The sequence below is a fragment of the Alkalicoccobacillus plakortidis genome (genome assembly GCF_023703085.1).
Taxonomy (GTDB): domain Bacteria; phylum Bacillota; class Bacilli; order Bacillales; family Bacillaceae_D; genus Alkalicoccobacillus; species Alkalicoccobacillus plakortidis.
In genome coordinates this window covers 1,729,592-1,753,873 of record NZ_JAMQJY010000001.1, presented here as the reverse complement: position 1 = coordinate 1,753,873, position 24,282 = coordinate 1,729,592, and the positions used below count along the sequence as shown (strand labels likewise).

The following is a 24,282-nucleotide window of genomic DNA, read 5'->3' as shown; positions in this document are numbered from 1 at the left end:
GATGATTAGTAATGGCCGTATCGTATATGCAATCTGCCTATAAGCAAAATGCGTTAAATACAGCAAGTCCAGGTGAACTAACACTTATGCTTTATAACGGGTGCTTAAAGTTTATCCATCAAGCAGATGCAGCAATGAAAGACCAGGATGTAGAAAAACGAAATGTTTATTTAACAAAAGCTCAAAACATCATCCGAGAATTGATGGTGACACTCAAGGCGGAGAACGAGGTTGGTAAGGACATGCTTAGAATGTATGAGTTTATCCTTTCTCGATTAATAGACGCCAATATAAAAAATGATCAGCAGGCATTACATGACGCACAGGGGCTAGTTGTAGAGTTCCGGGATACATGGAAACAGGTCATTCAAATTGACAGGCAAAAACGACATGGATCTGGCGGACAAGCTTAATGTCTATCTTAACTCAGCTATTACATCAAACTGCTGAGCTCCAAAAGCATGTTGAATCTGGACTGCCACCTGGTGATGAAGAACGAATGGATTTTATCAGAACCTTGGATGATGGCTTAATTGAACGAGGTAAGTTGATTGATCAACTAGCTGACTACATAGTGAAGCCATCCGAACATGAACGTAGAGACGAGGTATTGAAGCAAAACACTTCTTTCCAGGCGAAGATTCTAATGCTCCAAAATCAAATTCGTCGAGACCTCCAACAGATTCATTTGAAAAAAGAAACAGGTCGAAAATACGAACAACCATTTGAAGGCATGACTGATGGGGCATTTTTTGATAAAAGAGGGGTTTAAACATAAAAAAATGCGGAGAAATCAAAGGAAGTGATTTCTCCGCATTTTGTGTTATTTATTGGTCATCTTCCGTATCCAATTCACCTTCAATGGCACCAAAGTCTTCTTCGGTCATCTCAACTGCATTTTCTATGGCCTCACTTGGAATAGTGATTTCATCAATTTCATTAAACTGACTAAATGTTCCGTGAGAAGATTGACTAATGGTGAAGCTTTCACCATCTGCATCCATTTGCATATCTAGATTCATACTCATTTCTTCCTGGAAGTACGTATCCTTATTGATGTAGAGTACATAATCCAGTTTTGAGATATTCATGCCTTCAAAAATTTGATTCATCTCTGCCTGCATAGTTGGATCTGCTTCGGCGCTAGCTAATTCTTGCGCAATTTCCTTCAATTCATCACCAGAACCGTTAATGGTTAAGGCGTATCGATCTCCTTCATCTTCAACAGTAATTTCGTCGGCAAAACCAATTAATGTTTCAAGTTGATCTTCTGGAGACATGTCTAAATCTTCAAGATCATTTAAGCCCATTAGCTCACCAGACATTTTCATCCATTGATCTTCCATTGGATCAAATGTGTAGATATCGCCATCTGCAAAATATTGTTCAATTTCATAGGTTTCACCTGTTATTGGGTCAGGGCTTTCAATAGCTTGATAAAACTTAAGTGGTTCTTGGATCGCGTCCATTTTTAATTTAGTAGCTGTTTCCATCGGTTCCTCATCAGCCACTTCAATCGTTTGATCCATGCTCATGTCCATACTAAAGCTTTTCACATCATCCATTGCTTCTATAGACTGTTCAAGAATAGCCCTGGCATCTTCGTTTATGTCTTCTCCTTGCTCATCAGCTTCTGTAGTCTCTTCTTCCTGACTAGAATTAGATGTATCATCAGAGACATCTTCTGTGGTTGCGTCTTCATTTCCGCATGCAACGAGTGCAACTGTACAAGCCAAACCTGTCACAAACCATTTTACTTTTTTCATGTTATAACACCCCTATGTTGTAATTTGCTTAACTGGTTAGATTATCCATGAATCAATTACCCTGGTTCTCAGTAATTGAAACATTTCGGCAACATGTAATATGGTAACAAACATACCCAATATAAACCAACAGGTATATTGAATCATATTATCTAATTATCTAACAAACTTTGAAAATTTTTCGACATTATTTGCTAAGATCATTAGGACCTCAAATATTATGAAAAAGCATGTGAAACCCTTGATACAAAAGAAAGCGTTATCAATAAATTGAAGATGAATCGTCAGAAATCATCAAACTTTGACGGTATTACCCGTACTCTAGCGTTTGACATTGATATACAGCACTGATATATTAAAAGCGTGGAAAGACCACATGAATTAAGTTACGAAGGGAATGTGAAGCATGCAAGGAAAAGTAAAATGGTTTAACGCAGAAAAAGGTTTTGGTTTCATCGAACGCGAAGATGGGGATGACGTATTCGTACACTTCTCAGCAATCAATGCAGAAGGATTCAAATCTCTTGACGAAGGTCAAGAAGTTGAGTTCGAAATCGTTGAAGGTGCTCGTGGACCTCAAGCTTCTAACGTCGAAAAGCTTTAATTCACATTCCTGGGTTTAGGAAATGAATCATTGCTAAATAATCAAAAACCTGCCCTAGGGCAGGTTTTTTTATTTTAAAGAGAAAATGATGTTTAAGTGAGCTTTTGTTAAGGGTATGTGTTAATGTATACATATAAAGGAGGCGTTCTTAATGAATTATAATATTCGTGGCGAGAACATCGAAGTAACTCCAAGCTCTTCGCGACTACGTAGAAAAAAAGGTAGGCAAGCTTGAGCGTTATTTTGACACAACTCCGGTTGCGGATGTCAATGTCAAGCTATCAGTGATTAACAGTCAACAAGGTGTAGAGGTGACCATTCCTATGCCGCAGCTCTTATTGCGTGGGGAAGAAAGTCACTCTGACATGTATGCAGCAATTGATAAGGTCATTGAAAAGCTAGAACGTCAAATTCGCAAACATAAAACAAAGGTAAACCGAAAATTTAGACAAGAAGGCAGTCTAAAATATATGTTCAAAAATGAGCTAGAACCTCTTGAGGAAGCTGGCGATGAATTAGAATTAGAAGATGAACTTGAAGTAGTTCGCACAAAACGTTTTAATCTAAAACCAATGGATGCGGAAGAGGCTATTTTGCAGATGGACATGCTAGGACACAACTTCTTCGTATTTTCTAATGCTGAAGGTGGAGACACAAATGTTGTGTACCGTCGTAAAGATGGAAAGTATGGATTAATTGAGCCTGAAGCTTAAATATATGTTAAAAATGAAGGGCACGAGGTAACTCGTGTCTTTTTTTGGTGTCATATTACGTGTTAGACAACCTGTTCATCTTGTAAGCCTTCATTTAAACTGATAAAATAAGCTTTAACTGTAGTGTGATTTTGCCTGGGATTTCTAAGAAGGCAAAAGGAAGAGAGGACGAGTTCCATGATAGGTCTATTAAAAAAGGTCATTGGTGATCCGAGTCAAAAGCAATTGAAAAAAAATGAGCGTATTGTTGACAAAATAGAGGCTCTTGCAGACGACATAAAAAAACTGTCTGATGATGAGTTGAAAAATAAGACAGTAGAATTTAAGAAAAGAATTGAAGATGGTGAAACAACAGATGATCTTCTAGTTGAAGCCTTTGCTGTTTCCCGTGAAGCGGCCGGTCGAGTTATTAACGAGTTTCCTTATCGTGTACAAGTACAGGGTGCGGTTGCCCTTCATCAAGGTAATATTTCAGAAATGAAAACAGGTGAAGGTAAAACACTTGTGGGAACTATGGCTGTATACCTTAATGCCTTAGCTGGAAAAGGCGTTCACATTGTCACAGTGAATAACTATCTCGCTCGCCGTGATATGGAGAAATATGGACAAATTTTTCTTTTCTTAGGCCTTGAAGTTGGATTAAATGAGACTGGTCTTTCTAAAGAAGAGAAACAAGAAGCGTATGCAGCAGATGTTACGTATAGTACAAACAACGAGCTTGGCTTTGACTACTTACGTGATAATATGGTTCTTTTTAAAGAGCAAATGGTGCAAAGACCACTTTATTTTGCATTAGTGGATGAGGTCGATTCCATTCTAGTGGATGAGGCAAGAACTCCGCTTATCATTTCTGGTTCTGTCGAAAGAACAACGCAGCTTTATGTACAAGCTAATTCTTTTATTCGTATGTTAAAATCAGAGACGGACTATACATTTGATGAAAAAGCAAAGTCTGTTCAGTTAACAGAAGAAGGTGTAAATAAGGCTGAGCGTGCGTTTCGTATTGAGAATTTATATGACCAAAAGCATGTGCAACTAAATCATCATTTGAATCAATCACTTAAGGCTCATGTTGTTATGCAACGTGACTCTGATTATGTGATTGAAGACGGTGAGGTTGTAATCGTTGACCAATTTACTGGACGTCTTATGAAAGGACGCCGGTATAGTGACGGTCTACACCAAGCTATTGAAGCGAAGGAAGGTATGCAAATCCAAAAGGAGAGTATGACACTTGCTTCGATCACTTTCCAAAACTATTTCAGAATGTATCAAAAGTTAGCAGGTATGACAGGTACGGCAAAAACAGAGGAAGAGGAGTTCCGTAACATCTATGGAATGGATGTTATGGTTATTCCAACAAACCGTCCGATTGCAAGAGATGACAAACCTGATTTAATCTATAAAACGATGGAAGCTAAGTTCCGTGCAGCGGTTGTTAAGATTGAAGAACTGCACAAAACCGGACAACCTGTTTTAGTAGGTACAGTTAGCGTAGAGACATCAGAACTTGTTTCTAAATATTTGAAACAACGTAGAATTGCACATCATGTTTTAAATGCAAAAAACCATGAGAGTGAAGCAGAGATCATTGAAAATGCCGGTCAAAAAGGTGCCGTAACCATTGCCACTAATATGGCAGGACGTGGAACGGATATCAAACTAGGTCAAGGTGTTATTGAACTTGGTGGTCTTCATGTTTTAGGTACAGAAAGACATGAAAGTAGACGAATTGATAATCAGCTTCGTGGTCGTGCAGGACGTCAGGGAGATGCAGGTTCTTCTCAATTTTACTTATCTATGGAAGATGAACTGATGCGTCGATTTGGTTCTGATAACATGAGGTCGATGATGGAAAGACTAGGCATGGAAGAAGATCAGCCGATTGAAAGTAAAATCGTCTCGAAGGCAGTAGAAACGGCTCAAAAACGTGTTGAGGGTAATAACTTTGATGCCCGTAAACAAATTCTTCAATATGATGATGTTATGCGTGAACAACGTGAGATCATTTATAAACAACGACTTGAATTGCTTGAATCAGATAACTTAAGCAAAATTGTAGAAGACATGATGCATTCAGTTGTTGAGAGAGTTGTCACGCTTCATACTCCAGAAGCTGAAGTACAAGAAGACTGGGATCTGTCTGCCATTGTGACGTATATGAATACGCAGCTTCTCTCTGAAGATGAATTAACAGAACAAGAGCTAAAAGGCAAGGACACACCTGAAATCATTGAAATTGTACAAGCGGAGGTATGGCAGGCATATAAAGCGAAGGAAGAACAATTCACACCTGAGCATATGCGTGAGTTTGAAAAGGTTATTCTACTTCGTACCGTTGACCGGAAATGGATGAATCATATTGATCAGATGGATCAGTTACGTCAAGGTATCCATTTACGTGCGTATGGTCAAAATGATCCATTAAGAGAATATCGTTTTGAAGGCTTTGAGATGTTTGAAACGATGATTGCAGCGATTGAAGAAGAAGTAGCGATGTATATCATGAAAGCTCAAGTACAACAAAACCTTGAACGTCAAAAAGTGGCAGAAGGAAAAGCCGTTCAACAAAGTGCCGATCAAGGTGATAAAAAACCAAAGAAAAGTCCAATCCAAAAAGGTGAGGTCATCGGAAGAAACGATCCGTGTATTTGTGGGAGCGGAAAAAAATATAAAAATTGCTGCGGCCAAAATCAATAAGATTCAGGTACGGTAATTGCGGGGGTCCAAAGCTATGGATATGGTAGAGATTAAGCAAGAGCTTGCTTCAATACAGAAGCGGATTATTAATTTTAGGGGGTCACTTTGACCTCGACGAGAAGCAAGAGCGAATTGCTGAATTAGAGGAAAAAATGACGGACCCGGAATTCTGGAACGATCAGGATTCCGCTCAATCTGTTATTAATGAATCAAATGGTCTTAAGGAACATGTAGATACATTCCTTGCAATGGAAACAACATACGAAGATCTAGAAGTTTCCTATGAATTAGTAAAAGAAGAAGCAGATAAAGAACTTGAAGCGGAACTCGCAACAGGTGTTGGTGAGCTTGTAAAAGAAATTGACCAGTTTGAACTTCAACTTCTTTTAAGTGAACCATACGACCGGAATAACGCAATTCTTGAGTTGCATCCCGGTGCAGGTGGTACGGAATCACAGGACTGGGCTTCCATGTTACTGCGCATGTATACGAGATGGGCAGACCAAAAAGGATTTAAAGTAGAAACAATGAACTACTTGCCTGGTGATGAAGCAGGTGTAAAGAGTGTCACGCTATTAATTAAAGGCCATAATGCGTATGGCTATTTAAAGGCTGAGAAAGGCGTGCATCGACTTGTTCGTATCTCTCCTTTTGATTCATCTGGTCGCAGACATACATCCTTTGTATCATGTGAAGTGATGCCTGAGTTAGATGAAAATGTCGAGATAGAAATATTAACAGAGGACTTAAAAGTTGATACGTACCGGGCAAGTGGTGCTGGTGGTCAGCATATTAATACAACGGATTCAGCTGTTCGTATCACACACCTTCCCACAAATACAGTGGTAACGTGCCAAAACGAACGCTCACAGATCAAAAACCGTGAGCAAGCGATGAAGATGATGAAAGCCAAGCTATATCAGCTCAAGATTGAAGAGCAACAGCAAGAACTAGCAGAAATTCGTGGCGAACAAAAAGACATAGGTTGGGGTAGCCAAATCCGCTCCTATGTTTTCCATCCATACAGTATGGTAAAAGACCACAGAACAAACCATGAGATTGGCAACACTGGTTCCGTAATGGACGGCGATCTTGACCCGTTTATTGACGCGTACCTACGTTCTTCTCTGGCACTGTGATGAATAACAACTGCGAACGGTCCTATATTTAGGATCGTTCTTTTTTGGATTTTAGGATTAGAATAGTGAGTATGGGATGAAGTCTTGATGGGATGCGTTCATCTTGGTAACAGAGCGGGGATCTTGTTATGGAGCTTGGGCTCTTGGCACGGAGTTAGGGTTCTTGGTATGGAGGCAAGGTTCTTGGTAAATACGTGCTCCTTCTTAATTGGAAGGGATTCTTTCTTGATTTCATTACCTGCCTCTTGCTTGACCTGTGTTCCTTCTTGCTAACAGAACGATGTTCTTGCTTTGCACCTAATCCATCTTGATTAAACGCGATTCCTTCTTGCTTTCTCCACTAAGCTCTTGCTTAACAACCAATCCGTCTGGTTTTAAATGAGATGCTCTTGCTATTATCGTGCTCCTTCTTGGTTAGGCAGGGGGTCATGCTTTTATGATCTTCCTCTCGCTGCTGCTCCGTTCATGGTGGTAACAGAGCGGGGATCTTGTTATGGAGCTCGGGTTCTTGGTATGGAGGCTGAGTTCTTGTTAAACATGTGCTTCTTCTTATTTGGAAGCGGCTCTTTCTTGCATACGCTCCTTGCTTAACAACCAATCCGTCTTGCTATGAAGACTGGGCTCTTGTTTAAAACGTGCTCCTTCTTAATGAACAGATTTATTTCTTTCTTGCTTTCTCCCTCACCTCATACCACTCCTCAATCCGTCTTGCTAAAACCCGATGTTCTCGCCCTCCAAAATTTCATACCACCTTCTTTTTTAAAAGTTTTTGCACAAACTAAAGATATACGTCACTCTGCTACCGCGTCACTTGAGGCTCATTTACAATAGGGGGAGGCAGTGCTATACTACATCCGGACTTTTACTTACATATCAACTTGAATAGAAGGAGAACACTTGTATGAAAACTGCTCGTCGGCTAATTGCCGATTATCTATATATTTTAGCTGGCTCTGCTATCGTTGCGATTGCATTTAACTTATTTTTATTACCTAATCAAATTGCTCCTGGTGGTGTCAGTGGAATTAGCACGATTGTTTTTAATCTGACGGGCATTGAGCCTGCTTATATTCAATGGGCGTTTAATATTCCGCTTTTTGTTGCAGGTCTATTATTATTAGGAGGTTTATCTTACGGAACAAAAACCCTGGTTGGAACCCTGTTTCTTCCGTTTGTAGTCTTCTTAACCCGTGATTGGGATGTTGGATTTACAGACCCTTTACTCGGGGCGCTTTTTGGTGGAATTGGTATTGGTGCAGGTCTTGGATTAGCATTCAGAGCAAGAGCTAGCACGGGGGGGACGGACCTTGCTGCTCAAATTCTACAGAAATACACGGGTCTAACATCTGGTCTTTCAGTTGCTTTAATTGATGGACTTGTTGTCATTTCATCAGCCATTGTGTTTGGTTTGGAATTAGCTCTTTATGCGTTAATTTCATTATTTGTAACGGGTAAAACAATTGATTTAGTTCAGATGGGTTTTGGTTATGCGAAAATTGCTTATATCATTTCTAAAGATGAGGAGAATGTTAGGCAACATATTCTTCGGGATATTGATCGGGGTGTTACAAAACTCAGTGGATATGGTGGATATACAAATGAGGAAAGACCTGTGTTAATGTGTGTAGTGAACCAAAATGAGGTTACAAAACTCAAGGAAGTTGTTCGCTTAGCAGATCCTAATGCTTTTGTCATTGTTTCTAACGCAACTGAAGTACTAGGAGAAGGCTTTAAAAATCAACAATAACCGGGCGATAACGTATGAGAGTCACTTTGTTTCATCCTTTTATAATGGGAAAAAATACCTTGTGACTATTGAAGGAGAAAAGCAGCTATCATTCATTTTAGGGACTTTAGTCCTTGTAATTAGAGTGTTTCAACAATAACATGTCACAAACTGAAATAAAACTGTAATAATACAAAGCCTTGATGGATGTTATAATAAATGAGCAATACGACAAGAGCTTTTAGGATTAGTGTTTTTTCTACAAGATATTTTAGCAATACTGCAAGGAAGTGAAGAATCTTATGATTGAATTAAATGATGTATGGAAGGTCTATTCCAATAATGTTAAAGCAATTAATGGTATGACTCTTAAAATAGAAAAAGGCGAATTCGTCTATATAGTGGGACCAAGCGGAGCAGGTAAATCAACATTTATTCGTTTGTTATATCGAGAAGAGAAAGCAACAAAGGGCGATGTCATTATTGATAAGACAAAGCTAGGTACAATAAAAGAGAGACATGTTCCGAAGCTTAGAAGACGCATCGGTGTCATCTTTCAAGATTTTAAACTATTACCTACTTTAACAGTTTACGAGAATATTGCCTTTGCTCTTGAAGTAATTGAAGAGCCTAGCGCTTCAATTAAGCGAAGAGTTATGGAAGTTCTTGATATTGTAAAATTAAAAGGTAAAGCAAAATTCTTGCCTGATGAACTTTCTGGTGGCGAACAACAGCGAGTAGCGATTGCTAGAGCGATTGTGAATCGTCCAGAAGTTTTGATAGCAGACGAGCCTACAGGGAATCTAGATCCTGACACGGCATGGGGCATTATGGACATTTTAGATGATATCAGTCATCGTGGCACCACTATTATTATGGCTACCCATAATAAAAGCATTGTAAACACATTAAAGCGTCGAGTTATTGCAATCGAAAGTGGTCGAGTTGTACGTGATGAGTTAAGGGGGAACTACGGTTATGAAGTTTAGAACCGTCGGCCGCCATTTAAAAGAAGGAACGAAGAACTTAGGACGTAACGGCTTGGATGACATTTGCATCTATTAGTGCTGTTGCTGTCATGCTTCTAGTGGTAGGAATGTTTATCCTACTCATTCTTAATATGAATCATATGGCTACACAGGTCGAAGATGATGTTGAAATACGAACATACATAGATCTAACGGCAAACCAAGAACAGCAAGATGAACTCCGAGCAAATATAGAAGGATTATCTGAAGTACAGGATGTGACCTTCTTAGGAAAAGATGATGGATTAAGTAATCTCATTGATAGTTTAGGTGATAATGGACAGGCTTTTGAGTCGGTTCGAGAGGAAAATCCCTTAAATGATGTATTTGTAGTTGAAGCAACTAGCCCTCAGCTAATTGAACAACTAGCGAGTGAAATTGAGGAATTTAGCCAAGTCGAACGAGTTGTATACGGTCAGGATTTTGTTGAGAGACTGCTGCAGGTCACAGATGTCGGTCGTTATATTGGCTTAGGATTAGTTATTTCATTAATGTTAACGGCTATGTTCCTAATCGCTAATACGATTAAACTAACAATCCTTGCTAGAAGAAAAGAGATCCGAATCATGAAGCTTGTAGGAGCGACAAATGGTTTTATTAGATGGCCATTTTTAGTTGAAGGTTTACTGCTTGGTCTAATCGGATCGTTATTACCAATCTTACTTGTTATTTATGGGTACGGTTATGTATACGATAATTATGGAACACAAATAGAAGGTAATTTCTTTGCTCTACTTCCGGTCTATCCTTATATGCTGCAAATTGCATTATTGTTGCTAGTAGTTGGATTATTCATTGGGGCTTGGGGTAGTGTGATGTCAGTACGTAAATTCCTAAAAGTATAAAGCGAATATATAAATGATGCAGAGAACTTAAGGAGGAAATGGTTGAATGAAAAAGAAGGTAGGATATATTACTTTAGCCGCGGCAATTGCGTTTGGATCAGTTGGATTTGGTGGGTTAACAAATACTGCTTTAGCAAATGAAGATTTAAGAAATAAGATATCTGATGTACAAGGCGAACGAGGACAGAATCAAGAACTAGCAAGACAAAAAGAAGCTGAAGTTGCTGACTTAAAACAAGAGATGGAAGTTTTAAGTAATGAAATTCGTGAGCTTGAGAAACAAGAAGCAGATACGGCTGAAAAAATCTCTGAAAAAGAAGCTGAGATTGCAGAGGTAGAGGCTCATATTGAACAATTAAAAGAAGAGATTAAAGAAATTGAAGAACGTATTGCTGAACGAGATGAATTATTAAAAGATCGTGCGAAAAACATGTATCAATCAGGCGGCGAAGTAAATTACCTTGAAGTTATTTTAGGAGCAAAAGATTTTGGTGATTTGCTTGACCGCGTGAACGCTCTGAGTACAATTGCTAATCAAGATAAATCTATTCTTGATGCTCATATTCAAGATCATGAAGATCTAGAAGCAGCTAAACAAGAAGTAGAAGAAGAGCTTAGTAATCTAGAAGGACATTTAGAAGACTTAGAGATTCTAAAAGCAGATTTAGAGGGACAACGCTCTGAAAAAGATAGCAAACGCGGAGATCTTCAATCAAAAGAGGATAAGCTTGAAGCAGAGCTTGGCGAAATTGAAAATGAAGACGAGATCCTTGCTCAACAAGAAGCTGCTTTTGAAAAAGAATTAGCTGATTGGGAAGCTGAACAGAAGCGTTTAGCTGAAGAGAAAAAGCGTCAGGAAGAAGCAGAGAAGAAACGACAAGAAGAAGCTGAAAAAGCAAGAGTAGCTCAAGAATCAGCTGATCAAGAAGCAGCTCAACAGAGTTCGAATTCTTCATCAAGCTCTTCTAGCAATTCAAGTTCAAGCTCGTCATCAAATTCTTCATCTGAGTCATCTAGATCAGAGGCTTCTCCACAAGTGAAAAGCCAAACAGCTAGCAGTGAACCGGCTGCTGAGCAAAAATCAACAAGTGGCTTTGTTAGACCTACAACTGGATCAGTAACGTCTACATATGGTCAACGTTGGGGTAAAATGCACCACGGTATTGATTTTGGTAAAAACGGACGTACAGGTGATGTTCCAATTGTAGCAGCTAAAGAAGGTACTGTATCATCAGCTGGATGGATGAATGGGTACGGGAATACAGTCATCATTACTCATGTTGTTGATGGTCGTACAGTTACAACTCTTTATGGTCACATGGAGCGTATCGATGTAAGTGCTGGACAAAAAGTGTCTCAATCTCAACAAATTGGACTAATGGGGAACACTGGACAGTCTTTCGGAGCGCATTTACACTTTGAAGTTCACGAAGGAAGCTTGGAATGGTTCTAAATCAAATTCAGTTAATCCATTAAACTATGTATCTAGATAATTTACACATATAAATTTACAAGCATTATCTACAATTTCTGATCTCCTTTTAAGGATGATACAATAGGATTGTAGGTTATGCTTGTTTTTTTGCTAGTAGAATAACTTTATCTAGGAGCGTTCAATTTGTACATTAAACAAATTTTAATTGGTTTATTAGCCTGGTCAGTTTTTGCGTTTGGCTATGAAGGATCCATACAATTACTATTAGCATTCTCAATCTTAGTTTTGTTCCCACTTATATTGAGTTTGACTTATCAAAAGAGAAAAGAACGAGATTGGTTTTTAGTTATGCAGCCTTTCTTCTCTATAGCAGGTGCAGGGAGTTTATTATTTGAGCCTGGATTATTTTCAGGTTTCCTTGCTTGTCTCTGGTTGCTTTTTACATGCTTGCGAACGTGTATTGGTATTACACGAGCTTCTGTTAGAGGTTTTAGGAGAATGGAAGAGAATGCAATTGATGCTTCGTATGTCTATATGGTTGTTGGCGGTATTTGGTTAGTTATGAGTCGGTCAGGGGTAGATGGCCTTCCGTTTTCGCCTGTTATTGTGTTACTAACTGCTATTCATTTTCATTACTCAAGTTTAATTGTACCGTCTGTAACTGGGCTACTTGGGCGATATACATATTCAGAAAAACGACCGATTCGCGGGTATGGGGTTCTGAGTAGTTTAGTCATTATTGGTCCATTGTTAGTAGGCATTGGAATAACTGTAGGCGGATTATTTGATATCGCATTTGTTGCGGTTTATGTGCTTGCACTTTGTTGGCTAGCAGTTGAAACGATTCGAGTAATGATCAAATCAAACGTCAAACTTTTAGCGAAAGTATGTATAGGGGTCGCTTCTGGAATATCTGTGTTTGCAATGATGCTTTCTGCTTTATACAGTTCGGGTGTATCATTTAATCGAAGTTTTATCACAATTCAGGATATGGTTCTGTTCCATGGCTATACTCAGGCGTTTGGTTATAGTTTTCTCGTTTTAGTTGGTTGGCTGCTTATTAAGCCAGATCCATTATTTGATTTTGGGGAATTTAGGATTAGTCACTTAAGAGGCAAATGGAAAATAGGACAAACCTTTCTTGATCAAACAAAGATAATAGATGAAAATAAGCCTGCACTTGGATTAATCGATCAGTTCGATGTTTTTAGTCGAAATGATTTCGAACCGAGCCATGTAAATAAAGATATTCGAGATTTTTATGAAAAGACAAATCATTACAAGATGGCTGCTGTTACAAAATGGCACGGAATCTATTATTATCTGTCTCCGATATATCACTGGCTGACGGGCAAAATTGGTCAGCTTCACTTACAGGCTGCTAAAAAGAAAGCAGAATCGCAAAAGATGGATGCAGTGATTTATCAGATAAACGAGTCGATTGATGGACGAAATCCTGTTCGAGCGTGGATCAGAAAAGATCATGTGACAAAAAAAGAGATCTTTGTTGCCTTTTACGCCTATTATTTTACAGAACAAAAAGCGTATATGGATATTGCTCTTCCATTGCCTTTTTCTGTGATGACAGGCATACTAAGACCGCAGCATGATTCTTCTAATGGATTAATTCTGACAAGTTTTCGTGAGCCAGGTTCGTTAGGTGATGAAGGGGTTTATTTGACGATAAAAAGATGGACGTTTCGTCTACCAATTGAAGAATATTTTCACGTGAAAGCTACAGGTGAGCCAGGTAATTTAGTGGCTGTTCACGAATTGTTTTTTTTAGGTATGCGCTGTTTAACGATCGATTATGAAATTACGTGTAAGCTCTGAAAACAGCTTTGACTTCATAGTAGTGATTGTCTAAAATGGTAGTAATCGAGTAGCGACATAATGTGTACAGGCAATGCATATGATGATGGCAGGCTTGTTGATGTTTGAATATATGGGAGTGGTGAAGGTGAACAGTAAACGATTGTTTATTGTTGTAGTACTTGTTGCAATTCTAGGGGCGGGAAGTTATTATCTGACTGGGAAGTTTGCTTCTAACGCATCTCCAATAAACGCGGGAGACAATGGCGCCGAAGAGAGCGAAGTAGTTGAACTAAGCGACGATGAGTTAATGAAAAAGTTCGAGAAAGCACTTAGTACAATTGAGGATCAATATGTGGAAGAGGTTGATCGTCAACAGTTAATAGAAGGTGCCATTTCTGGAATGATTAATGAGCTTGGTGATCCTTTCTCTGACTATATGGATCAGGAAACAGCAAATGAATTTGTTGAATCACTAGGTTCTGAATTTCAAGGAATTGGTGCGGAAGTTAGTATGATTAATGGTAAAGTAACCATCGTTTCTCCGTTCCGTGATTCTCCAAGCTGAACAAGCTGGATTACAAGCGAATGACCGAATCATTGAAATTGATGGTGAAAACATTGAAGGATTATCGGTTAATGAAGCAGTCCTTAAAATTCGTGGTGAAAAAGGGACGACCGTACGCCTGACCATTGAACGTGATGGATCATCGGAGTTATTAGACGTTCCAGTTGAACGTGACACAATTCCAATTGAAACCGTTCGAACCGAAACATTTGAGCAAGATGGTCAAACGATTGGAATGCTAGAGATTACATCGTTCTCTGAAGACACAGCGATTAATTTTAAAGATCAATTAAATCAACTTGAACAAGATGGAATAGATGCCTTAATTATTGATGTTCGTGGGAACCCTGGCGGCTACTTAAATGCAGTAGAACACATTGGTGATGAGTTAATCCCTGATGAAAAAGCTATTGTACAAACGGAAGATCGTGAAGGAACCCGTAGTGGATATACTTCAAAATTAAAAGAAGCCAAAGACTATCCAATCATTGGTCTGATTGATGAACGCAGTGCATCTGCGTCTGAGATCCTTGCAGCTGCTCTTAAGGAGTCAGGTGGTTATGACCTTGTTGGTAATACAACGTTTGGTAAAGGTACCGTACAACAGACTGTAGACCTAGGTGATGGAAGTGACCTGAAACTTACGATGATGAGATGGTTAACACCAGATGGTAACAGTATAAACCAAGAAGGTGTCACACCAACTGTTGAAGAAAATCAGCCTGACTACTTCTTCTCCACAGCCGTTTCAGTAGAAGATGATCCAATTACATTTGATTCTCTTGGAGAACAGGTAAAAAATGCTCAGCTAATATTAAAAGGCTTAGAGTATGATCCTGGTCGAGAGGATGGTTACTTTGATCAACAGACGGTCGAAGCAGTTAAATCGTTCCAAGAAGATGCAGGATTAGATGCAACTGGAGACATTGATCAAGAAACAGCTACGGCTCTTCAAGAACGTATCGTTGAAGAAATCCGTAACTCTGATAATGATGTGCAGCTACAAAAAGCGATTGAACTTGCGATCGAGCAAAGTAAGTAACAGGAATTTCAACACATCTGTCGAATGAATGAATAACGGATATAAAAGTGGAAGGCTGTCCCCATTGGAAAGCAGGTTTTGTTTTCTGCATGCTCCTGCATAAGGGCGCAGATTCATGCCTACAATGAGGCAGCCTTTTTATAAGAAGAAATGTAGAATAGAAGTCGGGGAGGTCATCAATGGAGATTTTTCAAACAATAATGCTTGCACTTGGCAGTTTTTTTGCCAATCCACTTCTATATGTTGGATTGCTTGCTATCTACATAACAGCTTCAAAACGTGTTCGTCATGAGCGATCTTTTTTTCATACAAGAGTCTATCGTAGAATGGCCGACTTTTTTGTGCCTGTTTGGCCAGCTATTCTAATCGGTTTGTGTGTGTCCCTAGTATTTGTGTTAGTAGGTCTGGTGATTAGCTTGCCTGTTATCATCATAATGACGGCTATTACAATCATACTTGCCCTTACCTTACAGCTAAGGTGGCTTACAGCTTCATATGCTATAGGTTTAACCATTATTGCATTAGCATTTTTACCAGTAGTAGAAGACCAACCGTTTATATTAGATTATATTGGCGTCATAAATACAGAGCTAATTGTACCCACTCTTGCATTATTATTGAGTTTGCTCGTAATGGCTGAAGCCGTCCTTATTTTTCGTAATGGTTCGGTGTATACATCTCCTAGACTTGTTCGAGCCTCAAGAGGAAAATGGATTGGCTATCATCTTTCAGAGCGATTATGGATTGTCCCTATTCTTTTGTTTATCCCTGAGGGCATCATTCCAACGTTTGAATTCTGGCCCGTCATCCCATTTGCTGGACTAGATCTGCAACCATTGCTACTTCCATTTCTAATAGGCTTTAAGCAAAAAGTTGCTTCCACTATTCCAAAAGCTTCAATTCAACCAGTAGGCAAACAAGTGATGTATCTTGGGTTGATATTACTTCTGTTATCTATCGGAAGTTTATATGTATCTTGGCTTGCTTTTGTTGTTGCTGGTTTTGCGATTGTAGGTCGAGAGTTTTTATGGCTTCAAGCGAATAATCGTGATAAAAAAGCGACGCGATTTTTTGCGGAACGAGCAGATGGTTGCACCGTTTTGGGCGTTTTGCCTGGTAGTCTTGCAGAAAAAATGAACATAAAAATTGGCGAAACCATTGTGAAAGTGAATGGGCAGAAGGTACAGGATGAAACAAGTTTTTATGAAGCATTACAATCAAATTCGGCTTTTTGTAAGCTGGATGTACTTGATTATGATCAAGAAGTTCGCTTTGAACAAGGTGCACTATACGATAGCGAACACCACCAAGCTAGGTGTATTACTAGTAAAAAAAGATGTTTCCCTATCTGACTCAATCACATAAGAGATACGAACAAAGACCCATGAGGATTTTATTCTCAGGGGTCTTTTTAGGTTGGAAGAGTGGAAAAGTGACGTTTTTTAAGCGGATATTGTTGGTATGGTAACTGTTAGCGGTGGCGCTTGAAAATTATACCTATTATTGAAACAAAATGAATGATTTAAACGTAATAAACGTAACAGTATTGAAAAAGGGGGAGTTACATGAAGGATCAAGCGCTTATTTTAGATCACGCTCAGATCATTGATGTTGAAACTGGTTTGATTTATTCAGCAGCAATATTTTTAAAAGATGGATTGATAGATAGAATTGTGAAGGTAGATGATACGGAAGGTATCCAGTCAGATTCTCATGTTAAGAGACTTGATCTCAAAGGTACATATATTCTTCCGGGACTTATTGATATGCATGTACATATCAAAGAATCATTTGCGCCTCTATTTCCAGCCTCAGGGGTCACCACTGTACGTAATACTGGCGGCAATCTCACAGAGCTCGACCCTATGATTAAGGCGTCTCCAGCGAGCCCCACTCCAAGAGTGATCTCTGCAGATCGAATCATAGATGGTCCTCCTGGCTTGTGGGGAGAAACAGGTCCATGGAGTATTAATATCGAAACAGTGGAAGCGGCAAAAAAAGAAGTGGAAAGACAGGTGAGAGCTTGGTGCTGATTTTATAAAGGTATATGGCTGGCTTGGAAAAAACATAATGAAGGCAGTTGTAAATGAAGCGGCTGTTCATGGAAAAGAAGTTAGTTGTGATTTAATCTACTCCTCAACGGTACATGCTTTAGATGCTGCGAAAATGGGGGTAAAGTGGTTTGAGCATGCTTCTGGAATCATTCAAGCTATGTACCCAGGCTGGCAGATCCGTTCGGATGAGAACAGTTGGAACGAAGTCGATTGGTATGAGCCAAACAGTAGCAAAATTCGAGAAGTATGTGAGGTTCTTCTCGAATATGATGTCATTCTCTGTCCAACTCTTACGCTCTATGATCAACAAGAACGGCTTGGGAACGGCTGGTCACCTGATCATCCAATCATCCAGAAAACGTTTGAGAACGAGGCTTTGATTCAACAATGGCAACGAGTCTCTCAGTATGAAGCGGCCTTACTGCGAACGGGTAAGCAAACAACCCTTATAAAAGAGATTAGTAGGATATATGCAAGTTTGGGCGGTCGTGTAGTGGCAGGCACAGACACTCCCGCAGGAATTTGGACATTTCCAGGAATGGCACTTCATCGAGAGCTAGAATTATTTGTTGAAGCAGGTTTTACAGAACTTGATGCCATCAGAGCAGCTACCAATCGAGCCGCAGCTTCGCTCAACCGACAGGATCTTGGCGTGATAAAAGAGGGGGCAGTTGCAGACATGATTATACTGACAGAAAATCCATTACTCGATATTAAAGCAACACAGCAGATCAAACTCATTATAAAAGGTGGGGAAACATATTCTGCAGAAGATCTTTTTCAAGCGATTCCTACACAGGAGGAGGCTGAACAAGCCTTTAAACATTTTTTAAACGAATATGAAAAAACTCACCGCGATTTGACCGATTAGTCATTGAACAGTGAGTCATTAAGATGATAGTGTGTAACAAGTTTTTGAATAGCTTGTCGTAATACGGATTCACTATGTAGGTTTAGTAGCATACCTTGAATAACAGGCAGGCGCGGGTTCTGTTGATTTGTTTCTTCTTCTAATATGTCAATGGAAACTAGTAAATCATCCTTATTTTCAAGTTCAGAAATTAGAGATCTGAGCTCAGATAACTCAAAGGGTACAGTTTCTGAGGTTTCTTCTTCATAGAACTCTGTCATAAACGGACTTATAAGTTCATCTGATAATAAAGCTTGTTCTGCATCTAAACCCTCAACAAGTGAATCCAAGCGTTTAATCACAAAATGGACAAGATCTCGGATGTCTATCACAGGTGCGTAAATTAAAAATTTCAAATATGAGTGAAACAAGCCATCAATCATAAAGGTTAGATCCCAAACAAACGGTTTGGCTTCATCACCATATAGCTGTTGTAAATACGATTGATGAAATTGATTCGATTTGTAATTTAGTCTTTTAAGACTGCTCTTCATTTCTTCTGTTAAAGGAATGGATGGTTCTCTCATTTGAACAAGAATAAAATCCTTGTGTTGGAGAATGCATTCAAATAGGTCTGTTAACTTATGGATATATTGCTCCCTTGCAGGCAATGTATCATACGCTTTGTTTTGTATACTTTTTGTAATCATATCTGAATAATAGTCAATAATAGCAATGAGTAGTGCATCTTTTGATTTAAAATGAAGATAAAAAGCGCCTTTTGAAATGCCGCTTTCACTTGCAATGTCTTGAATAGACGTAGAAGAAATACTGTTTATAGAAAATAGCTTAATTGCGCTTTCAATAATGAGCTGATTTTTCTCGGACAATCTTGTTCAACTCCTTTTATCATTTTTTCTTGACTTATGACTGACCGGTCAATTAATATAAAGTGAGATTGACTGGTTGGTCAAATTATATACGTAATGATGAAATGAAGTCAAGAACTGAAGAATTTGAGGGGGAAGAAATGAAAAAGATAATTGAGTTTTCATTAAAGAATAAGTTTGCTTTGTGGCTACTGACAATCATCATTGTTGTAGCTGGTCTATATTCCGGCTTGAATATGAAAATGGAAACTATACCTAATATTAATACACCGCTTATTACGATCTCAACAACCTATCCTGGTGCTACACCGGAGGAAGTATTAGATAAAGTAACGGAACCGATTGAACAAAAGGTAGAAGGATTAAATGGTGTTTCAAATGTAACATCGAGTTCATTTCAAAATGCCTCCTCTATTCAAATCGAATATCGATTTAGCAAGGATATGGATGAGGCATTAACGGAAGTAAAGGATGCATTAGACGGAGAAGCTTTTCCTGATGGAGTAACAGATCCGAATATCTCTCGTCTAAGTCTATCCGCATTTCCAGTATTAACGTTAAGTGCTTCTGGTGAAGATTCTTTAACCGAGCTAACAGATCTAGTTGAAAATGAAGTGGCTCCTACACTAGAAGGTCTTGAGGGCGTATCATCGGTTAGTTTAAGTGGCCAGACTGTTAAAGAAGTTCAACTTCGATTTAACGAAGACGAGCTAGCAGAAAATGGTCTAGATGAAGAAACGGTACTTCAAATCATTCAAGGTTCAGACGTATTATTTCCATTAGGCCTGTACACATTTGGAGACAAAGAACAATCTGTTGTCATAGATGGTAATGTAAAAACCATTGAGGACTTAGAGGCTGTCGCTATCCCAATTAGTGCAGGTGGCATGGACGAGCAAATGCCACCTGGTGGCGAGTTAGAGCAACAAATTCCCGGCGCAGGCGAAATGCCGGCAGATATTGAAATTCCTACCGTAGCTCTTGGCGATATAGCAGATATTGAAGTGGTGAACGAATCACAGTCTATCTCAAGAACAAATGGTAAAGATGCCATTGGCCTTCAAATTGTCAGCAATGCAGATGCTAATACTGTGGACGTTGTTGATCAAGCTATGGAGGCTGTAGGAGAACTTGAGGAAAAATACTCAGGACTAGAAATTGTTTCAACACTCGATTTAGGTGAGCCGATTAAAGAATCGGTAGAAACCATGATTAGTAAAGCGTTATTTGGTGCTTTGTTTGCCATGGCGATTATCCTGTTGTTCTTGCGTAATTTTAAAACAACGTTGATCTCAGTTATTTCTATTCCACTATCGTTATTGATTGCGATTCTGTTGTTAAATCAAATGGATATCACGTTAAATGTTATGACGTTAGGAGCAATGACCGTCGCAATCGGACGAGTGATTGATGACTCCATTGTTGTCATCGAGAACATATTTAGACGAATGGGTATGGCAGATGAACCTCTTAAAGGAAGAGCATTGATCGTGGATGCCACAAAAGAAATGTTCATGCCAATTCTTTCTTCAACTGTGGTAACGATCTCGGTATTTTTACCATTAGGTTTAGTTGAAGGCATGGTAGGAGAGCTCTTTCTTCCGTTTGCCCTTACCGTTGTGTTTGCACTATTAGCTTCTCTGTTAGTTGCGATTACCATTGTACCGATGATGGCTCATTCGATGTTTAAAAAGGGCCTAAGTAAGTCGAATCAATCACACGCTGAAAAGCCAAGCAAATTGTCAAATGCTTATAAACGAATTTTAAATTGGTCATTAGATCACAAGTGGATTACGTCACTTGTAGCTATTGCCTTATTAATAGGCAGTCTGTTTTTAGTTCCATCTGTAGGTATAAGTTTTCTTCCAGCAGATGAAGAAAAAGCATTGTATGTAACCTATAATCCTGAGCCAGGGCAGACTTTAGATGAAGTAGAAGATGTCGCCGCTGAAGCAGAAACTCTACTTGAAGAGCGAGAGGGAATTGAATTAATTCAGTTATCCATTGGTGGAGATAACCCAATGAGTATGGGTCCATCAAATTCCTCGATTTTTTATATTGAATATGCCGATGATTTTGCAGGATTTGCTTGGAGAAAAAGACGAGGTCATTGAAAAGCTATCAGCCTTATCTGATAAAGGAACGTGGGCAAACCAAGATTTCACTGGAATGTCTGGAGCGTCGAGCGAACTATCTGTTCAAGTAAGTGGTCCTTCACTTGAAGTGATTGAGCCAGTTGTGATAGAAGTAGAACAACTTCTAGCTGAGCAAGACGACCTTTCAGATATTGACACTAGCCTATCTGAACAATACGAGGAATATAACCTAGTAGCAGATGCTGAAGAACTTAGTGAAAATGGTTTAACAGCAGCTCAGGTTGGTATGGCGCTCTCTAATCAAGGGCAGCGTGAAGTACTGACAACCATAAATGAAGACGGAACAGAGCTTGACGTCTTTGTTGAAAAAGAAGAAGAATCGTATGCGTCCATTGACGAACTTCTAGATAAAACCATTCTTACTGCGTTAGGCGAAGAAATTGAAATTCGCGATGTTGTGAATGTTGAAGAGGGCACAACTCCTGATACAATCACTAGACGTAACGGTGATATTTACGCAGATGCCTCTGGACAAATTACAACGGACAACGTTGGCGCAGTATCTTCTGCTGTCCAAACTGAACTAGATAAATTGGATGTACCAACTGGTGTAGACGTATCGATGGGTGGAGTATCAGCGGATATTGAAGAATCCTTTACTCAGCTCGGCATTGCGATGCTCGCAGCGATTGCCATTGTCTACTTTGTGCTTGTGTTGACATTTGGAGGAGGATTAGCACCATTTGCGATCCTATTCTCATTACCATTTACCATCATCGGGGCACTAGTTGCTCTATTGATTGCTGGTGAAACGATTAGTGTATCCTCAATGATTGGCGCATTAATGCTCATTGGGATTGTAGTCACAAATGCCATCGTATTGATTGACCGAGTGATTCATCAAGAAAAAGAAGGCTTGTCTACAAGAGAAGCATTACTCGAAGCAGGATCTACTCGTTTACGCCCAATCTTGATGACAGCCATTGCAACAATTGGTGCACTTCTGCCTCTAGCCTTTGGCTTTGAAGGCGGCGGGCTAATCTCAAAAGGATTAGGTGTGACTGTAATTGGAGGATTAACAAGTTCAACCATATTAACTTTGTTAATTGTTCCAGTAGTCTATGAGTTATTGATGAAGATGAAAAAGCGTGGACGTGGAGTGGAGGAGTAAATTGTTTATGCGCGTGTAGAAGAATCTCGTGTGCGGCAAGAGGAATCTCCCGCGCTTCCATAATAAATCTCCACTCAAAGGAGCTGCCCTCTCACAAGGGCAGCTCCTTTTTGTCATGCATATTTTAAGCTTCTAATAGTTGTTTAATTCTCATCGCTGTTCGAATTTGTAAGGTGAATTCTGGGTCTTTTAATGTGGTGTGTAACAGTTCCTCGCATTTCTCAAGTCGGTAGACTACGGTGTTGCGGTGGACAAATAGTTGCTTGGCTGTTTCGGATATCTGGCATTGGCATTCCATGTACATAAACAGTGTTTGTAAGAGGGTTTTGTCTTCATCTAATTGATCTAACCTGAGCTGCTTAACGGTCTGGTGGTAATAGGCTGTTAGCTCTTTTTCTGGTATTAGGCGAAGTAGACCACTGATATCGGTTGTTTGAAAAAAATGAATGGAAGAAGGCTGTCTCCATCCACTTGTATGATGAATGGCTTTTTGCGCTTCTTGATAGCCTTGTTGTACAGCAAAAAAGGACGTACAGACGTGACTCACACCAAAAGAAAGAGTTAACTCATAAAAACGAGACAATCGCAATTGCAATAGTTCTAGAAATGATGTGCAGAATTCTTGAACATCTTCTATTAAATCATTCACCGAAAGAAGGAGGATTAATTGATCGCCTTTAGTAAATAAGTAGCAGGGTACAGCCAACGATTGAAGTTCATTCTCCAGAAAGTCATAGACTTGATCTAATTCTTTGTGGTGACTTTGATACATCCACATTTCATTTAATGGGTCAATTTCTCCAACCGCACAAATGTATTCTTGTTGCACAGGGAGGCCAAATTCGCTTGCTTTGTTTGTCATTTCTTCATGACTTGAATAGGTCTGGTCCAAGAAGTTAGCAAAAAAATCGTTACGTATTCTTCTTGTTGTTTGTTTGATCGCTTCTTCTCTTAAACGTTCAAAGGAGAGAACGTTAACCGCTTGTTCAGTAGTGAGACGAATGACATGGTCAGATACACCAATGGCACCTTTGACAAAAAGTAGATCAGGCTGATTGGTGTGTTTGTGTACAGGGAATACCGTGTACTCAATTTGTGTGTGGAGGTCACAAAAAGAAACTTCTGTTGATTTAGGTAGAAGAAGATAGCCATACTGTGCTAATTCCATTAAGTACGGCATGCCTTTAAGTAAATCCACCTTACCTGCAATTGGAGTCAAATAAGAATTAGTCAATGTAACGGGAAGTCGAATCAAATCGGTTAGATGACTTAAAAGTGTGTCGAGCCCTTTGCCATTCATAATATGTAACGTAAATTGACGGTGAGTATCAATAGCATGGCGCAGCTCACTTGTGCGTTTATCAAGAATGATGGTGAGCAGTTGATTGACAGTATCACCAAGGGACCAATCTTCTGGAAGCTCAATAATCGGAAAGTTGATTTCATTTGCGACCTCTAAAACAGCTTCCGGTAAGGTATGCAAAAAACGTTTTGTCTTAATGAACAGTGCAGCGCAATCTAATTTAGCCATTTCCTGAATGAGATCAATCAGCTTGGCAGGATGATCTTTTAGATGATAACCGGTTGTTATTAACAAATCATTTGATTTTAAGTATGGCAGAATATCTGGAGCATCCATCATCGTGACATGGTTGATATCGTGGTTTAAACCAAACTCTCCAACGAGGACGGAAAGCTCAGTGAATGGCTCACGTGTAAGCAGTGTTTGAAGCTTCATGTTTCCCCTCCAGTATTCAGTTTATGATTACATACATCGTAGCATAGTGAGATCTTGACTGGAAGAAATGACTGTATATTTAAAACTTTTAGTTATAATAACCAA

The 24,282-nt window shown here is 39.2% G+C and carries 18 protein-coding genes and 2 pseudogenes; 17 read left to right on the top strand and 3 right to left on the bottom strand.

The annotated features are described in order from the left end of the window. Positions 1-11: 11 nt before the first annotated feature. Positions 12-413, top strand: a complete 402-nt coding sequence (gene fliS / locus NDM98_RS09425) for a flagellar export chaperone FliS (protein WP_251606734.1) — start codon at positions 12-14, stop codon at positions 411-413. Continuing rightward, complete coding sequence (locus NDM98_RS09420) at positions 413-772, top strand: hypothetical protein (RefSeq protein WP_251606731.1); 360 nt, start codon at positions 413-415, stop codon at positions 770-772. Before fliS ends, NDM98_RS09420 begins: the two co-directional genes overlap by 1 nt. Positions 773-827: 55 nt before the next feature. On the opposite strand, the gene NDM98_RS09415 is transcribed toward NDM98_RS09420, so the two are convergent. After that, on the bottom strand, positions 828-1,766 hold the full coding sequence (locus NDM98_RS09415; RefSeq protein ID WP_251606728.1) for a DUF6612 family protein: 939 nt from the start codon (positions 1,764-1,766) through the stop codon (positions 828-830). Between the two features lie 406 nt (positions 1,767-2,172). On the opposite strand from NDM98_RS09415, the gene cspD reads away from it, so the two are divergent. The 14 genes and pseudogenes from cspD to NDM98_RS09350 all read left to right on the top strand — a co-directional run bounded on the left by cspD (position 2,173) and on the right by NDM98_RS09350 (position 18,303). Beyond that, on the top strand, positions 2,173-2,370 hold the full coding sequence (gene cspD / locus NDM98_RS09410; RefSeq protein WP_203088215.1) for a cold shock domain-containing protein: 198 nt from the start codon (positions 2,173-2,175) through the stop codon (positions 2,368-2,370). Between the two features lie 151 nt (positions 2,371-2,521). Further along, positions 2,522-3,083: pseudogene (gene hpf, locus NDM98_RS09405) on the top strand (ribosome hibernation-promoting factor, HPF/YfiA family). 177 nt (positions 3,084-3,260) lie between these two features. After that, positions 3,261-5,783, top strand: a complete 2,523-nt coding sequence (gene secA / locus NDM98_RS09400; protein ID WP_251606725.1) for a preprotein translocase subunit SecA — start codon at positions 3,261-3,263, stop codon at positions 5,781-5,783. A 34-nt stretch (positions 5,784-5,817) separates the two neighbouring features. Next, positions 5,818-6,922 (top strand): peptide chain release factor 2 gene (prfB, locus tag NDM98_RS09395; RefSeq protein WP_251606719.1). Its coding sequence is split into 2 segments (ribosomal slippage): positions 5,818-5,889 and positions 5,891-6,922, totalling 1,104 coding nucleotides; the frame shifts between segments, so codons are not numbered across the junction. A gap of 901 nt (positions 6,923-7,823) precedes the next feature. Then, positions 7,824-8,669, top strand: coding sequence for a YitT family protein (locus NDM98_RS09390; protein WP_251606716.1), 846 nt, complete (start codon positions 7,824-7,826; stop codon positions 8,667-8,669). A 281-nt stretch (positions 8,670-8,950) separates the two neighbouring features. Next, positions 8,951-9,637, top strand: coding sequence for a cell division ATP-binding protein FtsE (ftsE, locus tag NDM98_RS09385; RefSeq protein ID WP_251606713.1), 687 nt, complete (start codon positions 8,951-8,953; stop codon positions 9,635-9,637). Between the two features lie 56 nt (positions 9,638-9,693). Further along, complete coding sequence (ftsX, locus tag NDM98_RS09380) at positions 9,694-10,521, top strand: permease-like cell division protein FtsX (RefSeq protein ID WP_307728759.1); 828 nt, start codon at positions 9,694-9,696, stop codon at positions 10,519-10,521. Positions 10,522-10,567: 46 nt separating this feature from the next. Next, the gene (locus tag NDM98_RS09375) at positions 10,568-11,974 is read left to right on the top strand and encodes a murein hydrolase activator EnvC family protein (protein ID WP_251606710.1); all 1,407 of its coding nucleotides are present in this window, start codon (positions 10,568-10,570) and stop codon (positions 11,972-11,974) included. Positions 11,975-12,139: 165 nt separating this feature from the next. Then, positions 12,140-13,789: a YndJ family protein gene (locus NDM98_RS09370; protein ID WP_251606707.1), complete on the top strand. Its 1,650-nt coding sequence runs from the start codon at positions 12,140-12,142 to the stop codon at positions 13,787-13,789. Between the two features lie 73 nt (positions 13,790-13,862). Continuing rightward, a complete protein-coding gene (locus NDM98_RS23980) occupies positions 13,863-14,336 on the top strand; it encodes a S41 family peptidase (RefSeq protein ID WP_307728758.1) in 474 nt (157 codons plus the stop codon). Beyond that, entirely contained in the window at positions 14,320-15,378 is a 1,059-nt protein-coding gene (locus tag NDM98_RS24445) for a S41 family peptidase (protein ID WP_308807700.1), read from the top strand. The genes NDM98_RS23980 and NDM98_RS24445 overlap by 17 nt, the downstream gene beginning before the upstream one ends. A 179-nt stretch (positions 15,379-15,557) precedes the next feature. Next, complete coding sequence (locus NDM98_RS09360) at positions 15,558-16,730, top strand: PDZ domain-containing protein (RefSeq protein ID WP_251606703.1); 1,173 nt, start codon at positions 15,558-15,560, stop codon at positions 16,728-16,730. A 213-nt stretch (positions 16,731-16,943) separates the two neighbouring features. After that, positions 16,944-17,411: an amidohydrolase family protein gene (locus NDM98_RS09355; protein WP_251606701.1), complete on the top strand. Its 468-nt coding sequence runs from the start codon at positions 16,944-16,946 to the stop codon at positions 17,409-17,411. Positions 17,412-17,448: 37 nt separating this feature from the next. Continuing rightward, complete coding sequence (locus tag NDM98_RS09350) at positions 17,449-18,303, top strand: amidohydrolase family protein (RefSeq protein ID WP_251606697.1); 855 nt, start codon at positions 17,449-17,451, stop codon at positions 18,301-18,303. On the opposite strand, the gene NDM98_RS09345 is transcribed toward NDM98_RS09350, so the two are convergent. Next, a complete protein-coding gene (locus tag NDM98_RS09345) occupies positions 18,300-19,172 on the bottom strand; it encodes a TetR/AcrR family transcriptional regulator (protein WP_251606694.1) in 873 nt (290 codons plus the stop codon). The genes NDM98_RS09350 and NDM98_RS09345 overlap by 4 nt on opposite strands. Positions 19,173-19,312: 140 nt before the next feature. Here NDM98_RS09345 and NDM98_RS09340 point away from each other — a divergent pair. Next, a pseudogene (locus NDM98_RS09340) lies at positions 19,313-22,439 on the top strand (efflux RND transporter permease subunit). Between the two features lie 124 nt (positions 22,440-22,563). Here the strand turns inward: NDM98_RS09340 and NDM98_RS09335 are convergent. Next, a complete protein-coding gene (locus NDM98_RS09335; protein WP_251606691.1) occupies positions 22,564-24,177 on the bottom strand; it encodes a PucR family transcriptional regulator in 1,614 nt (537 codons plus the stop codon). Positions 24,178-24,282 lie beyond the last annotated feature (105 nt).

Coding starts and splice junctions, on each gene's coding strand:
- fliS (WP_251606734.1), top strand. CDS start 12: ATGGCCGTATCGTATATGCAATCTGCCTATAAGCAAAATGCGTTAAAT.
- NDM98_RS09420 (WP_251606731.1), top strand. CDS start 413: ATGTCTATCTTAACTCAGCTATTACATCAAACTGCTGAGCTCCAAAAG.
- NDM98_RS09415 (WP_251606728.1), bottom strand. CDS start 1,766: ATGAAAAAAGTAAAATGGTTTGTGACAGGTTTGGCTTGTACAGTTGCA.
- cspD (WP_203088215.1), top strand. CDS start 2,173: ATGCAAGGAAAAGTAAAATGGTTTAACGCAGAAAAAGGTTTTGGTTTC.
- secA (WP_251606725.1), top strand. CDS start 3,261: ATGATAGGTCTATTAAAAAAGGTCATTGGTGATCCGAGTCAAAAGCAA.
- NDM98_RS09390 (WP_251606716.1), top strand. CDS start 7,824: ATGAAAACTGCTCGTCGGCTAATTGCCGATTATCTATATATTTTAGCT.
- ftsE (WP_251606713.1), top strand. CDS start 8,951: ATGATTGAATTAAATGATGTATGGAAGGTCTATTCCAATAATGTTAAA.
- ftsX (WP_307728759.1), top strand. CDS start 9,694: ATGACATTTGCATCTATTAGTGCTGTTGCTGTCATGCTTCTAGTGGTA.
- NDM98_RS09375 (WP_251606710.1), top strand. CDS start 10,568: ATGAAAAAGAAGGTAGGATATATTACTTTAGCCGCGGCAATTGCGTTT.
- NDM98_RS23980 (WP_307728758.1), top strand. CDS start 13,863: ATGCATATGATGATGGCAGGCTTGTTGATGTTTGAATATATGGGAGTG.
- NDM98_RS09360 (WP_251606703.1), top strand. CDS start 15,558: ATGGAGATTTTTCAAACAATAATGCTTGCACTTGGCAGTTTTTTTGCC.
- NDM98_RS09355 (WP_251606701.1), top strand. CDS start 16,944: ATGAAGGATCAAGCGCTTATTTTAGATCACGCTCAGATCATTGATGTT.
- NDM98_RS09350 (WP_251606697.1), top strand. CDS start 17,449: ATGAAGGCAGTTGTAAATGAAGCGGCTGTTCATGGAAAAGAAGTTAGT.
- NDM98_RS09335 (WP_251606691.1), bottom strand. CDS start 24,177: ATGAAGCTTCAAACACTGCTTACACGTGAGCCATTCACTGAGCTTTCC.